A 12,986-nucleotide genomic window follows, 5' to 3' on the forward strand; every position below is an offset into this window, starting at 1 on the left:
TCGAGACAGGGGCGGCGGTGACCACGTACCCTTTCGGCATGTCCACCCCCGCAGCGGGCGCGGCCACTCTCACACCGCGCCGGTCCAGCCGGTTCGTTGCCTGGGTACGCGCCTGGCGCGCCGGGCTGGTGCCCTTCGACGAGGTCGCCGACGCCATCGCCGGCGACGAGGAGCACCTGGTCGCCGACGCGCCCGGCACCTGGACCGACGTGCCCCTGCCGCAGGCGCTGCCCACCCTCGCGAAGCTCTCGCCCGACGAGATCCGGCTCGTGCTGCCCGCCCCGGGCGACCCGCGCGGGCTGCCCGGTCCGGGCGACTTCGCCGGCGCGGCGCTGGTCGCCGGTGAGGCGGTCGTCGCCGGGGGCCTCGGGCTGATCCCGCACGTACGCACGCACACATCCGGCTCCGGCGACACCTTCGAGACGGTGCTCTGGCGGGTCTACCCGCTGCCGGCCGACGCCCCGGCCGCCTCCCTCGCGTTGCCCGGCGCGGCCGAGGCGGAGGCGGAGCTGGCGGTGGCCCTGGCCGACACGACCGCCGCGCTGACCCGGCTGGACGTCGCGCAGTGGCGACCCGAGCTGGCCGGGGCGCTGGAGGCGCTGCGCCGACCGGACGGCGCCACCGACCTGCCGCCCGGGTTCGACCCGCGGGCCCGGCGGCTCTTCGCCCGGGCCGCCGTGCTCGACCGGGTGCTCGCGCTGGCCGGGCACGCCGCGCCCGGCGGCGCGATCAACAACTACGAGGCCCAGCAACGCGACGCCGCGCTGCGCCCGCTCACCACCGCCTGCCGGCAGGCCCTGGTGGCCGCCTGCAACGCCCCGCTGCGCCCCTGACGTCGAGCCGCGCCGCCCCGCCTACCGCCGGGCGCGCATCGCCGGTCTCGGCGTGCGCCGGGAGCGGACGGCGCCAACCGCCCGGGCGCCCCACCGCGCCAACCGCCGCGGCCCGGCGACGGTGGCGGTCCTCGGCCACCGCGTGCTGCGGCCGGTCAGGCGAGCAGCGGCCAGGCCCCGGCGCCGACGGCCACGCCGAGGGCCATCCCGACGACCACCTGCGGCAGGGTGTGGGCGCGCAACTCCAACCGCGACCAGCCGAGCGCGACCACCACGGCGACACCGCCCGCTGCCCACGGCCCCCAGAGCGCGATCAGGAACAGCGCGGTCGCCGCGGCGACCGAGGAGTGGATGGACACCTGCCACCACACGGTCACCACCATGGACGGCACCAGGGTGGCCGCCGTCAGCAGGAACAGCGCGGCGGCGGGCCGGGCCCCCATCGCCGCCAGGAGACCGGCGCCGGCGAGCACGCACGCGAGGGACACGGCGAGGGGCAGGTGACGCTGCCGGCGGACCTTGGTGATGTGGCGGTCGGTGAGGCCGCCGCGGCGTACGGCCGTCAGGATCCACGCCATGGGCAGTACGCCGCCGAACAACAGGGCCGTGGCACCGGCCAGCAGCCCCCGCGACAGGGTCGTCGCGGTCTGCACGGCGACCACGACGCCGATGACGGCCAGCAGGATGGGCGGCGAGAGCAGTTCGGACAGTGCCCGGGCGACGAGGCGGGCCCTCGTGGACGCGGGCCCGGCGGCCGGGGGCGCGGTGGGCGCGGTGGTCACGGCGCGGTCACCGCCTCCGCGCTCCTGGTCCGCGGGGCCGCGGTGGCGTGCCGGCGGTACGCCCTGGCGACCAGCTCGAGCCAGCTGATCTCGTCGGCCAGCGTGGTCGCGCCGGCCAGTTCGAGGACGGCGGGTGTGTCGGGCTTGCGGCCGGTGCGCACGGCGTCGAGGGCGTCCCTGATGCACGCCGCGGCGATCTCGGCGCGGGCTTCGTCCCCGGTCAGGCCGGCCCTGGTCGCGCTGGCTTCGGCGGCGGCTTGCACGGCCGGATCGTAGTAGGCGGCGAGGCGCAGCATTCCGTCGGGGATCTCGATGGCGCGGCGTTCGACGAGTTTCGCCAGCCTGCCCGGCCGGAGACCCGGCCGCGCCGGGGGCATCGGGCCGAACAGGATCTCGGGTTCGGCATGGTAGAGCGGCAGCCACAGCTGGTAGAGGTGGCGGTAGGTGCGGCGCAGGCCGATGGCCGTCCAGCCCGCCCTCAGAGTGGGCAGCCAGGACGGCAACGTGAGCCCGATGACCATGAGCAGGGCGCCGGGCGTGGCCAGCAGCGGCGACACCAGGTCCTCCCGGTCGAGCCACGCCAGCGGTCCGGGCATGCGGAGGCCGAGGGCCGACCAGGCGACGTACGCGGCCTTGTAGACGGCGTACGCGACTCCGAGGCTCGCGCCGATCGCGGTGAAGCGCATGCCGGTACGCAGGGGCGCGGCGGGCAGGAACTTCGCCGTGCGATGGGACAGCCGGGCGATCTCGAAGATGGCGCTGCCGAACGTCAGCAGGTAGACCATGAGGTAGAACTGCACGATCGGCTCGTCACCGTAGTGGACGGTCCAGTCGACGCGGTCCTCGTCGACGGGCGCCGCCACGAAGAGGACCGCCATGGTGACGCCGGCGGCGACGTAGGTGACGACCCTGCGGCGGGCTCTCGGGGTCGCCTCCTCGGCGGGGTACGCCACGTACAGGCGCATGACCGTGATGGCCACGCTGAACGCGATCATGCCGAGGTGGGTGGTGACCCGCAGCAGGTTCGGGATGCCGATGGCCTCGTTGACGGGCGTGTAGACGACCGGCGCCGCCGTCGCGATCGAGAGGCCGAGGACGAACAGGCCGGAGACCAACGCCCGCAGGCTCGGGTTGCGCGGGTTCGCGCGCAGGCCACACGCCTTGTACGCGGCTGCGATGATCGACGCCGCCGCTGCGGTGACCATCACGACGTTGACGAGCATGCCGTCGCCTCCGGTGCTAGTGGTGCTCGAGCGCCCTGCTGAGTCGCTCCGCGATCGCCTGCTGGTCCCGCGTCAGTCCGGTGCCCTGGTCCTGCTCCGCCGTGGACTGGCGTTCCCGCACCCGCTCCAGCAGCAGCTCGGCGAAGACCTCGGCCCGCCGCTCCACCCGGTTGCCGTAGCCCCGCCGCCCCAGCAGGGCCTTGATGAGCTCGGGCGGGATGTCGGGGAAGAGCGACCGGGCGTACTCCCGGTCGATGGCCGAGCTTCCGTCGGACGCGTCCCCGTCGGGGTTCGGCTCCAGGTCGAACAGCATGTGGGCGATCTCGTGGGCGAGGACGTGATCGCGGTGGTAGGGATTGGTGTGCGCGGGGACGATGAGGGTGTCGACGTCGCCGACGGCCAGGTAGACCCCGCAGGGCGCGTCGGGGTCGGCCTCGACCGTCCGGGTGACGATGCTCCGGCCGCGCGCCCTGCCGAGCCTGCGGAGGAACTCCTCCGTCTCCCACGGGACGGGGATCAGGGCCTCGATCTCGGCGAGCCGTTCCTCGCACTCGGCCCGCAGGACGTCATCCATCGTGGACGGAACGGTCGGGCCCCTCGTCCGCCGCCATCACCTCGGCGACGCGGAGCACCGCGTCGACCTCGGTCTCGGACAGCCGGCCCGCCGCCTGGATGAGCCGGGTGAGGGCGCGGCGGCCGCGGTCGGTGAACTGGGTGCCGCGCGCGCCGATCCGGGTCACTCCGACCTGCGCCATGGTCAGCAGCAGCTCGACCTGGTCGGCGAGCGCCGGGTTGTCGGCCACGAGCGCGCGCAGTTGGGCCTCGACGTCGCTGTCGTTCCCCAGGCTCGCGAGGAAGTAGGTGGTCGGCACCTCGAAGGCGCGGGCGATCGCCTCCACGAGGTTGAGCCGGGGTTCCGGCCCCTTGCCGTGGCGGAGGTTGGACATGTAGGCCTCGGTGACCGTGGCCAGGCCCGAGCCGTTGACCAACTGGACGACCCGGGCGTTGGTGTACGGCTTGCCGGCCGCGTCGCGTCGCTCGTCGAACAACCGGTTGAGTCGCTCGCGGAAGTCGGGGCGGGGGGCCGGCGGCCCGTCGGGTGTCGGCATCGGCCACCTCTCGTCATCGCTCGGGCGAGCTTAACAGCGATGAATAGAGACGGGCGTCATCGTAACGGCTGTTGACAAATATCGTGTGCGTAAACATAAGATCACTCACCGTTGCAAGTTCACGGGGGCTTGCAGCGGCACAGCTCCTGCCTCCGGGCGCGTCGGAGGTCGCCGGCCGGGCCGGCGCGGCGGTCAGGAGGTCGGGTTCCCGGGGGCCGGGGTGGCGGCGGTCGGGCGGCGGGCCGGGACGCAGCACACCGTCGGGCAGGTGTCCCACATCGGCAGCTCGCCGAGGCGGCGGCGCAGGCCCACCCCGTCCGGGTCGGTCCGCTCCCGGACCAGCTCGCGGACCATCGCCACGAACCGCGGGTCGGTGCCGGGGGTGGCGGCCCGGACGAAGTCCAGCCCGAGCTGCCCGGCCGTCTGGCGCGCCTCGGTGTCCAGGTCCCACACCACCTCGAGGTGGTCGGAGACGAACCCGATCGGGCTGACCACCACGGCGGTGGTGCCGGCCTCGGCCAGCGTGCGCAGGTGGTCGTTGACGTCCGGCTCCAGCCACGGCACCTGCGGCGGGCCGGAGCGGCTCTGCCAGACCAGGTCCCAGGGCAGGTCCGGGGCCGCCGCCGCGTGCACCAGCCGGGCGACCTCGGCGAGCTGCGCCTCGTACCGGCCGCCGTGCGGGCCGGCGTTCGCGGCCATCGAGTTCGGGATCGAGTGCGCGGTGAACACCAGCCGGGTGCTGTCCCGCTTCGCCGGGTCGAGCCGGCCCAGCGCCGACCGCACCGCGTCGACGTGCGGCTCGACGAAGCCGGGGTGGTCCCAGAACTGGCGGAGCTTGTCGATCAGCGGGGCGTCCGGGCCGACCGCCGCGCGGGCGGCGGCGATGTCCTCCTGGTACTGCCGGCAGGAGGAGTAGCCGCCGAAGGCGCTGGTCACGAACGCCAGGGCGTGGGTGACGCCGTCGTCGCGCATCTGCGCCACCGTGTCGGCGAGCATCGGGTCCCAGTTCCGGTTGCCCCAGTAGACGGGCAGGTCGACGCCGTTGGCGGCGAAGTCCTCGCGGACCGCCGCGAGCAGTTCCCGGCACTGCTGGTTGATCGGGGAGACGCCACCGAAGTGCTGGTAGTGCTCGGCGACCTCCGCCAGCCGCTCCGGCGGCACGCCCCGCCCCCGGGTCACGTTCTGCAGGAACGGCATCACGTCCTCGGGCCGTTCCGGTCCGCCGAAGGACACCAGGACCACCGCGTCGTACGCCATGGCCCCATTCTTCCCCGGTCGCCGTCTGCGCCGGGCAAGGCCCCCTGGCCCGGGGGCACGGAAGGGCCCCTGCCGCGCCGGGGGCGTCGGCAGGGGCCCTTCCGTGAGACGTCAGGCGCCGATGGCGTGGTAGCCGCCGTCGACGTGCACGATCTCGCCGGTGGTGGCCGGGAACCAGTCGGACAGCAGCGCCAGGCAGGCCCGCGCGGCCGGCTCCTGGTCGGTGAGGCTCCAACCCAGCGGCGCGCGCTCGGCCCATGCCTCCTCGAACTGCTCGAAGCCGGGGATCGACTTGGCGGCGATGGTGCGTAGCGGCCCGGCGGCGACCAGGTTGCTGCGGATGCCCTGCTTGCCCAGGTGCAGCGCCAGGTAGCGGGAGGCGGACTCCAGCCCGGCCTTGGCCACGCCCATCCAGTCGTAGACGGGCCACGCCTTCGTGGCGTCGAAGGTCAGGCCGACCACCGCGCCGCCCGCGGACATCAGCGGCAGCGCCGCCATGGCCAGCGACTTGTAGGAGTACGTGGAGACGTGCAGCGCGGTCGCCACGTCCTCCCAGGGGGCGTCGAGGAAGCCACCGCCGAGGCAGCTCTGCGGGGCGAAGCCGATGGAGTGCACCACCCCGTCCAGGCCGTCGACGTGCTCGCGCACGCGGTCGCCGAGCCCGGCGAGGTGGTCGGCGTCGGTCACGTCCAGCTCGATCACCGGGGCGGGCTCGGGCAGCCGCCTGGCGATCCGCTCCACCAGGGAGAGCCGACCGTAGCCGGTGAGCACGACCTGTGCCCCGTTCTCCTGGGCGAGCTTCGCCACCGAGAAGGCGATCGAGGCGTCGGTGATGACGCCGGTGACCAGCAGCCGCTTACCGGCGAGCAGTCCGGACATGCAGGGATTCCTCCGTAGTTCTCAGTGACCGCTTGTCAGTGACCCATGCCGAGGCCGCCGTCGACGGGGATGACGGCGCCGGAGACGTAGCCGGCGGTGTCGCCGGCCAGCCAGGTGACCACGCCCGCGATCTCGTCCGGCTGGGCGAACCGGTTGGCGGGGATGAGCTTGCGGTACTCGCTCCTGCGGTCCTCGGGCAGGCCGGCGGTCATGTCAGTCTCCACGTAGCCGGGCGCGACCACGTTCGCGGTGATGTTGCGGCTGCCCAGCTCGCGGGTGATCGAGCGGGCCACGCCCACCAGGCCGGCCTTGCTCGCCGCGTAGTTGACCTGGCCGGGGCCGCCGTAGAGGCCGACCACCGAGGAGATGAAGATCATGCGGCCCCACTTCGCGCGCAGCATCTTCCCCGAGGCGCGCTTGGCGCACCGGAACGCGCCCGTCAGGTTGGTGTCCAGCACGCGGGTGAACTGCTCCTCGGACATCCGCAGCAGCAGCGTGTCGTCGGTGATCCCGGCGTTGGCGACGAGCACCTCCACCGGCCCGAGCTCGGCCTCGACCGCGGTGAACGCCGCGTCGACCGAGTCCGAGTCGGTCACGTCGCAGCGGACCCCGAACAGCCCCTCGGGGGGCTCGCCGCTGCGGTGGGTCACCGCCACCCGGTCACCCTGCGTGGCGAAGGCCTGCGCGATGGCCAGGCCTATCCCCCGGTTGCCGCCGGTCACCAGGACGGTGCGGGCCACGTTTCCCCCTGTAGTTCAGTGATCTCCCGGTCGGTCGGAGCCTAGGCGTTACCGGCAGGTAAGCGCTAACGCCGCGCACGTCCGGGCCGGCGGGGCGTCGTCCGCCGCCGGCCCTTCCAGCCCCGCCCCGCCGGCGACGCGGCGGGCCCGTCGGAGGAGGCCCGTCCGGCCGCTCGGCCGAGTGCGGGAACGGAGCCCGGCGGGTGTACGATGATCCGCGTTTGCGGGCCGCGTGGTCCGCGTTCCGGGCCCCGCCGACCGCAGGAGGTGATCGCTGTGCGAGATAGCGATCCTCCCAGTCGTGGCCGGGCCGATCGTCAGCCCCGCTGAGCCACGACTCAGCAGGTGAGCTGACCCAGCTCCGCTCCCCGCCTCCGCCCGGTCACCGGCCCCGCGCCGGGTGACCGTGCCGCGCCGCCCGCCGACCCGGGCGGCCCGCCGGGAGCCGCCCGGTCACGACTTCGTGTGCGCGTCCTGATCCACCCCCTGCGGTCCGCCCCCGCACGCGCGGACCGTCCAGTCGCCACCCGGAGCCGTCCATGAGCCGCTACGTCGCCCCGCTGGGCTTCACCCTCGCCGCCGTCTGGGTGGCCGTCGTCTTCGTCCTGGCCGGCGGCGGCGCCCACTGACCGCCACCGGCCGTCCCCCGCGCTGACCGCCACCGGCCGGCCCTCGCGCGTCAGAGCATCCGCGAGGACCACAGCAGGTTGAGGGCGCCGGCGCAGAGCGCCAGCAGCAGGGCGGCCCCCGCGTACCAGTGGGTGACCTCGCGGGGTTCCGTGCGGAACCCGATCGAGCTGCCCATGTCCTGGTAGACCTGCTTCAGCTCGGTCACCGAGGCCGCCTCGTAGAAGTAGCCCTCGGTGGCCTCGGCGAGGTCGGCCAGGGCCAGCCGGTCCACCGGCACCCGTTGCAGCTGACCGCCGATGTCCACCTGCCCCGAGTCGGTGCCGAAGGCGATGGTGGAGACCGGCACGTTCGCCGCCTGCGCGGCCGTGGCCGCCTCCTCCACCGACCGGCCCGAGGTGCGGTACCCGTCGGAGAGCAGCACGATGCGGGCCGGCGGGATCCCCGCCGCGCCGTCGGCCGGAACCGACCGGATCGCCTCCAGGCAGGTGAAGACCGCCTCCCCGGTCGCCGTCGCCTCCGCCAGCACCAGCCCGTCGATCGCGCTGGTCACCGCGCTGCGGTCCTTGCCCGGCGGCACCAGCACGTTCGCCGACTTGGCGAAGGAGACCAGCCCCAGGTTGTAGCTCTCCGGCAGCTCGCCGACGAACTGCTTGGCCGCCTCCTGCGCCGCCTCCAGCCGGTTCGGCGCCACGTCGTCGGCCTGCATGGAGAGCGACACGTCGATGGCGAGCATCACGGTGGCCCGCTCCAGCGGCTCCCGGGTGTCGACCGACGGCCGGGCCAGCGCGGTAGCCAGCACCAGCAGGCAGAGCAGGAACGCCGTCGCCGGGACGTGCCGCCGCCAGCCCAGCCCCTTCGGCGCCAGGGTGCGCAGCAGGTCCACGTTGGTGAACCGCAGCGCGTACGCCCGGCGGTGCAGCTGCCGCCAGACGTAGAGCGCGGCGAGGGCGAGCACCGGCAGCACGGCCAGCAGCCACCACGGTTGCAGAAAGCGGATCATCGTGTCGTCCCCCTGGTGCGCGCGTGCCGCTGCGCGGCCACGAAACGCACCATGTCGAGCAGCCAGTCTCGGTCCGTACGCAGTCGCAGGTGGGCCGCACCCGCGCCGCGCAACGCCGTGGAGATCTCCGCCCGCTGGGCGGCCGCCGCCTCGGCGTAGCGGTGGCGCAGCCGCGGGTCGGCGGTCTGCACCTCGTGCAGCTCGCCGGTCTCCGGGTCGACCACGGGCAGCACCCCGACGTCGGGCAGCTCCAGCTCCCGGGGATCGACCACCTCGATCGCCACCACGTCGTGCCGGACGCGCAGCTTACGCAGCGGTCGGGCCCACCGGTCCGGCGGGGCGAGGAAGTCGGAGATGACCACCGCCACGCCGCGCCGCCGGGGCGGGCGGTTGAGCATGTCGACCAGGGCGCCCAGGTCGCTGCGGCCGGGTCGGATCTCGGTGCCGGCGATCGCCCGCAGCAGCGCCTGGGCCTCCTTGCGGCCGGAGCGCGCGGGCAGCCGGGTGTAGACGTCCGGGCCGGCGACCGGCGGCGCCGCGCGCCACCGGCGGGCCGGCGCGCTCGCGGCGCCGCCGCTGCCGATCACCGCGCCGATCCGGTTGCCGCCCCGGACGGTCAGGTGGGCCAGCGCCGCCGCGGCGGCCACCACCACGTCGCGCTTGAGCCACCGGCCGGTGCCGAAGTCCAGGCTCGCCGAGAGGTCCACCGCCAGCCACGTCTCCAGTTCCCGGTCGGCCACCGTACGCCGCACGTGCGGCGTCGTCGTGCGGGCGGTGACCGGCCAGTCCATCCGGCGTACGTCGTCGCCGGGGCGGTACTCCCGGGACTCCCCCGCCTCGCTGCCCGGCCCGGGCAGCAGACCGGCGTAGTCGCCCTGGAGCAGGCCATCGAGTTTGCGGGTGACCATCAGTTGCAGCCGCGACAGGACGGCTTCGGTGCGGTCGGAGGGGACGTCGGCGGGCCGACGGGCGGGTGAGGTCACGGGCGCTGCCCGGGCCAACCGGCGCCCGGCGGCGCGGCGGTCGGCGTGGGGGTGGCCTGCTGCCGGGGCGCGACCGAGGGCAGCGGGATGGTGGACATCACCCGGTGCACCACGTGGTCGGCGGGCACGTCGTCGGCGAGCGCGTCGTAGCTGAGCACGAGCCGGTGGCGCAGGATGTCCGGCGCGATGTCCTGCACGTCCTGCGGCAGGGCGTAGTCCCGGCCGCGCAGCAGCGCCAGCGCGCGGGTGGCCCGGACCAGGCCGAGCGAGGCGCGCGGGCTGGCGCCGTACTGGATGAGCTGGGCGACGTCCGGCATCCCGTGCTCCGCCGGGGCGCGGGTGGCCAGCACCAGCCGGACCGCGTAGTCGACCAGGGCGTTGTGCACGAAGACCTGGTCCGCCTTGCGTTGCAGGGCGATCAGGTCGGGGGTGGTGAAGACCGGCGCCGGCTGCGGCGGGGCGACCCCCATCCGGTAGACGATCTCCCGCTCCTCGGCGTCGGTCGGGTAGCCGACGACGATCTTCATGAGGAAGCGGTCCCGCTGGGCCTCGGGCAGCGGGTAGACGCCCTCCTGCTCGATCGGGTTCTGCGTCGCCATCACCAGGAACGGGTCGGGCACCCGGTGGGTCTCGCCGCCGATGGAGACCTGCCGCTCGCTCATCACCTCCAGCAGCGCCGACTGCACCTTGGCCGGCGCCCGGTTGATCTCGTCGGCGAGCAGGAAGTTGACGAACACCGGGCCCAGCTCGACGTCGAACTTCTCGCTCGACTGCCGGTAGATGCGGGTGCCCATGATGTCGGCGGGCACCAGGTCGGGGGTGAACTGCACCCGGGCGAAGGAGCCGCCGACCACCCTCGCGAGGGTCTCCACCGCGAGGGTCTTCGCCACCCCGGGCACGCCCTCCAGCAGGCAGTGGCCCCGGGCGAGCAGCGCGACGAACATCCGCTCCACCATCCGGTCCTGCCCGACGATCACCCGTTTGATCTCGAACAGCGCCCGCTCGACAAGGGTCGCGTCCTCGGCCGGCGTGGTCACCGGGTCGGGTGTCTCCGGGCCCGTCCCGTTCGGCGTCGGGGCGTCGGGCGTGGTCGGCTGGGCCACCGGTCCTCCACAGCATGATCGGTTGTCGCGCGGCGTGGTGCGTATCAAGACTCGCATGCCCGGCTGAGTGCCGAGGTGGGGAGAAGCCGATTTTCGCCGCGCCGTCCCCGGGGCCGTATCGCGGGCCCGCCACGCCGTCGCGCGGCGCGGAATCGCCGATCACGGGTGGACACGGACGGGCCCGGCGCGTGTACCATTCACCCCGTCGCCGGGCGGCTCCCCCCGTGGCCGCCCGGCGCTCAAACTTCCGGTGCCGCCACCGCCCTAGACTGGCCGGGATGAGCACCCCCCTCCCCGCCGACGAGCCGCTGGTCTGCTCGTCCCGCGGCTGCCGCTCCCCCGCCCACTGGGCACTCCGGTGGAACAACCCCCGGCTGCACGACGCCGACCGACGCAAGACCTGGCTCGCGTGCACCGAGCACCGTGCCACCCTCGGCGACTTCCTCGACGCCCGTGGCTTCCTGCGGGAGGTCGTACCGGCCCCCGGATCGCCTACGCTCGAAGGGTGAGCGCGCACAACGGATTTCCCCGGTGAGCGGTGACGGGTCCGCCGGCCCGCCGCCGGCGTCGCCCCTCCCGCCGGCGGGCCCCCTGGAGCCGTGGCCGGACACCGTCCGCTGGCAGTCGGTCTCGTCCGACCTGATCTGGGTGGAGCTCATCCGCCTGGCGATGGTGCTGGTCGTCCTCGCCCTCGGGCTGGGCGTCGGCTGGGCGCTCAGCGGCAGCGGGTTCCTCGGCGCAGCGCTCGGCGTGCTGCTGCTGTTCGGCGTCCTGCGGGGCATGACGATCGTCCGCGCCGTACGGGCCTGGGGCTACGCGGAGCGCGAGGACGACCTGCTGGTCCGGCACGGGCTGCTGGTGCGGCGGCTCTCCATCGTGCCGTACTCGCGGATGCAGTTCGTGGACGTCAGCGCGGGGCCGCTGGAGCGCGCGTTCACGCTCGCCACCGTGCAGCTGCACACGGCCGCGGCGGCCAGCGACGCCCGGGTGCCGGGGCTGCGCCCCGCGGAGGCGTCCCGGCTGCGCGACCGGCTCACCGCGTTGGGCGAGGACCGGGCGGAGGGCCTGTGAGCGACCCGGCCGGCCGGGGCACGGACCATCCCGGGCCGGCTCCGGCGGAGCCCGGTGCCCCACCGGTAACGGCCCGACCCGTCGCGGCGGGGACCGCCGCTTCCCCCGGGCCGGCGGGGGGCGCGGAGCCGCGGCAGCGGCTGCACCCGCTCAGCCCCGCCCTGCACGGCGCCAAGTCCCTGGTCGTGGTGATCGCCGGCCTGTCCTGGTCGACGCTGTCGCGGGTCGGCTTCGGCTGGTTCGCCCTGATGGCGGTCGTGCTGGCCCTGGGTGCCACCGTGCTGGCGGTCGTCAGCTGGTACTACACCGGCTACCACGTGGTCGGCCGCGAGCTGCGGGTGTACGAGGGGCTGATCTGGCGGCGCACCCGGGCGATCCCGCTGGAGCGGCTCCAGGCCGTCGAGGTGGTCCGCCCGCTGCTCGCCCAGCTCACCGGCCTGGCCGAGCTGCGGCTGGAGGTGGTGGGCGGGGGCAAGACGGAGGCGCCGCTGGCCTACCTGAGCGTCGCCGAGGCGACCGCGCTGCGCCAGCGGCTGCTCGCGATCGCCGGGCGGGTCGCGGCCGAGACGAGCGCGCCGTCGCCGGCCGAGGTGGCCGCGGGCCCGACGGGCACGCCGGCGCCACCGCCCGGCCGGCCGCTGCACGCCGTGCGGAACAACGACCTGCTGGTCAGCCAGCTGCTGACCCCGCAGGCGTTCATGATCCCGTTCGGCGTCGCGTTCGTGGTGGCGCAGTTCCTCTCCGAGGACTCCTGGTCGTTCATCGCGGTGGCGAGCACCCTCACCGCCATGGCGGGCGTGCTGCTGCAACCGGTGCGGCGGGTGCTCGACGACTGGAACTTCCGGCTCGCCCGGGACGAGGGCACGCTGCGGATCCGCAACGGGCTGCTGGAGACCCGCGCGCAGACCGTGCCGCTGGACCGGGTGCAGGCCGTCGGGGTGACCTGGCCGCTGCTGTGGCGGGTCAAGGGCTGGCTGCGGCTGCGGCTGGAGGTCGCCGGCTACTCCGCCGGCGAGGCCGACGAGCGCAACCGGCCGGACCGCCTGCTCCCCGTCGGCGACCTGGCGACCGGCGAGGCGATCGTGGCCGAGGTGCTGCCCGGGGTGCGGCTGGCCGCGCTGCCGTTGAGCCCGCCGCCGACGCGGGCCCGCTGGCTCAACCCGCTGAGCCGGGGCGTGCTCGGCGCCGGGCTCGACACCCGGGTCTTCGCCGTCCGGTCCGGCCTGCTCACCCGGCAGCTGGCGCTCGTGCCGTACGCCCGGATCCAGAGCGTGCGGGTCGTGCAGGGGCCGGCGCAGCGGCGGCTGCGGCTGGCGACGGTGCACGCCGACACCGCCGGCGGCGCCGGCGCGGCCCCCCGCGACCGGGACCTCGCC

Annotated in this window: 14 protein-coding genes; 4 read left to right on the plus strand and 10 right to left on the minus strand. The window is 74.7% G+C overall.

The window, feature by feature from the left end; translation table 11 throughout:
- Positions 1 to 38 precede the first annotated feature (38 nt).
- A complete protein-coding gene (locus tag AB0G13_RS25275; protein WP_132238744.1) occupies positions 39 to 833 on the plus strand; it encodes a hypothetical protein in 795 nt (264 codons plus the stop codon).
- Positions 834 to 988: 155 nt separating this feature from the next.
- Here AB0G13_RS25275 and AB0G13_RS25280 read toward each other — a convergent pair whose 3' ends face one another.
- The 10 genes from AB0G13_RS25280 to AB0G13_RS25325 all read right to left on the minus strand — a co-directional run bounded on the left by AB0G13_RS25280 (position 989) and on the right by AB0G13_RS25325 (position 10,539).
- On the minus strand, positions 989 to 1,615 hold the full coding sequence (locus tag AB0G13_RS25280; protein WP_357878838.1) for a hypothetical protein: 627 nt from the start codon (positions 1,613 to 1,615) through the stop codon (positions 989 to 991).
- The gene (locus AB0G13_RS25285; protein ID WP_357878841.1) at positions 1,612 to 2,838 is read right to left on the minus strand and encodes an MAB_1171c family putative transporter; all 1,227 of its coding nucleotides are present in this window, start codon (positions 2,836 to 2,838) and stop codon (positions 1,612 to 1,614) included. The genes AB0G13_RS25280 and AB0G13_RS25285 overlap by 4 nt, the downstream gene beginning before the upstream one ends.
- Before the next feature lie 16 nt (positions 2,839 to 2,854).
- Positions 2,855 to 3,412, minus strand: coding sequence for a hypothetical protein (locus tag AB0G13_RS25290; RefSeq protein ID WP_357878843.1), 558 nt, complete (start codon positions 3,410 to 3,412; stop codon positions 2,855 to 2,857).
- A complete protein-coding gene (locus AB0G13_RS25295) occupies positions 3,405 to 3,947 on the minus strand; it encodes a hypothetical protein (RefSeq protein ID WP_357878846.1) in 543 nt (180 codons plus the stop codon). The genes AB0G13_RS25290 and AB0G13_RS25295 overlap by 8 nt, the downstream gene beginning before the upstream one ends.
- Positions 3,948 to 4,139: 192 nt before the next feature.
- The gene (locus AB0G13_RS25300; RefSeq protein WP_357878849.1) at positions 4,140 to 5,204 is read right to left on the minus strand and encodes a ferrochelatase; all 1,065 of its coding nucleotides are present in this window, start codon (positions 5,202 to 5,204) and stop codon (positions 4,140 to 4,142) included.
- Positions 5,205 to 5,315: 111 nt separating this feature from the next.
- A complete protein-coding gene (fabI, locus tag AB0G13_RS25305) occupies positions 5,316 to 6,083 on the minus strand; it encodes an enoyl-ACP reductase FabI (RefSeq protein WP_132238740.1) in 768 nt (255 codons plus the stop codon).
- A 35-nt stretch (positions 6,084 to 6,118) separates the two neighbouring features.
- Positions 6,119 to 6,823 (minus strand): beta-ketoacyl-ACP reductase, encoded by a 705-nt coding sequence (locus AB0G13_RS25310; RefSeq protein WP_357878852.1) that lies wholly within the window; start codon positions 6,821 to 6,823, stop codon positions 6,119 to 6,121.
- 679 nt (positions 6,824 to 7,502) lie between these two features.
- Positions 7,503 to 8,453, minus strand: coding sequence for a VWA domain-containing protein (locus AB0G13_RS25315; protein ID WP_357878855.1), 951 nt, complete (start codon positions 8,451 to 8,453; stop codon positions 7,503 to 7,505).
- Positions 8,450 to 9,454 carry a DUF58 domain-containing protein gene (locus AB0G13_RS25320; protein WP_357878858.1) on the minus strand — a complete coding sequence of 335 codons (1,005 nt, stop codon included), beginning with the start codon at positions 9,452 to 9,454 and terminating at the stop codon, positions 8,450 to 8,452. The genes AB0G13_RS25315 and AB0G13_RS25320 overlap by 4 nt, the downstream gene beginning before the upstream one ends.
- Positions 9,433 to 10,539, minus strand: coding sequence for a MoxR family ATPase (locus AB0G13_RS25325; RefSeq protein WP_357878862.1), 1,107 nt, complete (start codon positions 10,537 to 10,539; stop codon positions 9,433 to 9,435). Before AB0G13_RS25325 ends, AB0G13_RS25320 begins: the two co-directional genes overlap by 22 nt.
- Positions 10,540 to 10,817: 278 nt before the next feature.
- Here AB0G13_RS25325 and AB0G13_RS25330 point away from each other — a divergent pair, with 278 nt between their 5' ends.
- The 3 genes from AB0G13_RS25330 to AB0G13_RS25340 all read left to right on the plus strand — a co-directional run.
- A complete protein-coding gene (locus AB0G13_RS25330) occupies positions 10,818 to 11,048 on the plus strand; it encodes a hypothetical protein (RefSeq protein ID WP_357878865.1) in 231 nt (76 codons plus the stop codon).
- 22 nt (positions 11,049 to 11,070) lie between these two features.
- The gene (locus AB0G13_RS25335; protein WP_357878868.1) at positions 11,071 to 11,610 is read left to right on the plus strand and encodes a PH domain-containing protein; all 540 of its coding nucleotides are present in this window, start codon (positions 11,071 to 11,073) and stop codon (positions 11,608 to 11,610) included.
- Positions 11,611 to 11,750: 140 nt separating this feature from the next.
- Positions 11,751 to 12,986 (plus strand): PH domain-containing protein (locus tag AB0G13_RS25340; RefSeq protein ID WP_357878876.1); only part of this gene is annotated, 1,236 nt, incomplete at its 3' end.

The sequence above is a fragment of the Micromonospora sp. NPDC023633 genome, from assembly GCF_040640035.1.
Taxonomy (GTDB): domain Bacteria; phylum Actinomycetota; class Actinomycetes; order Mycobacteriales; family Micromonosporaceae; genus Micromonospora.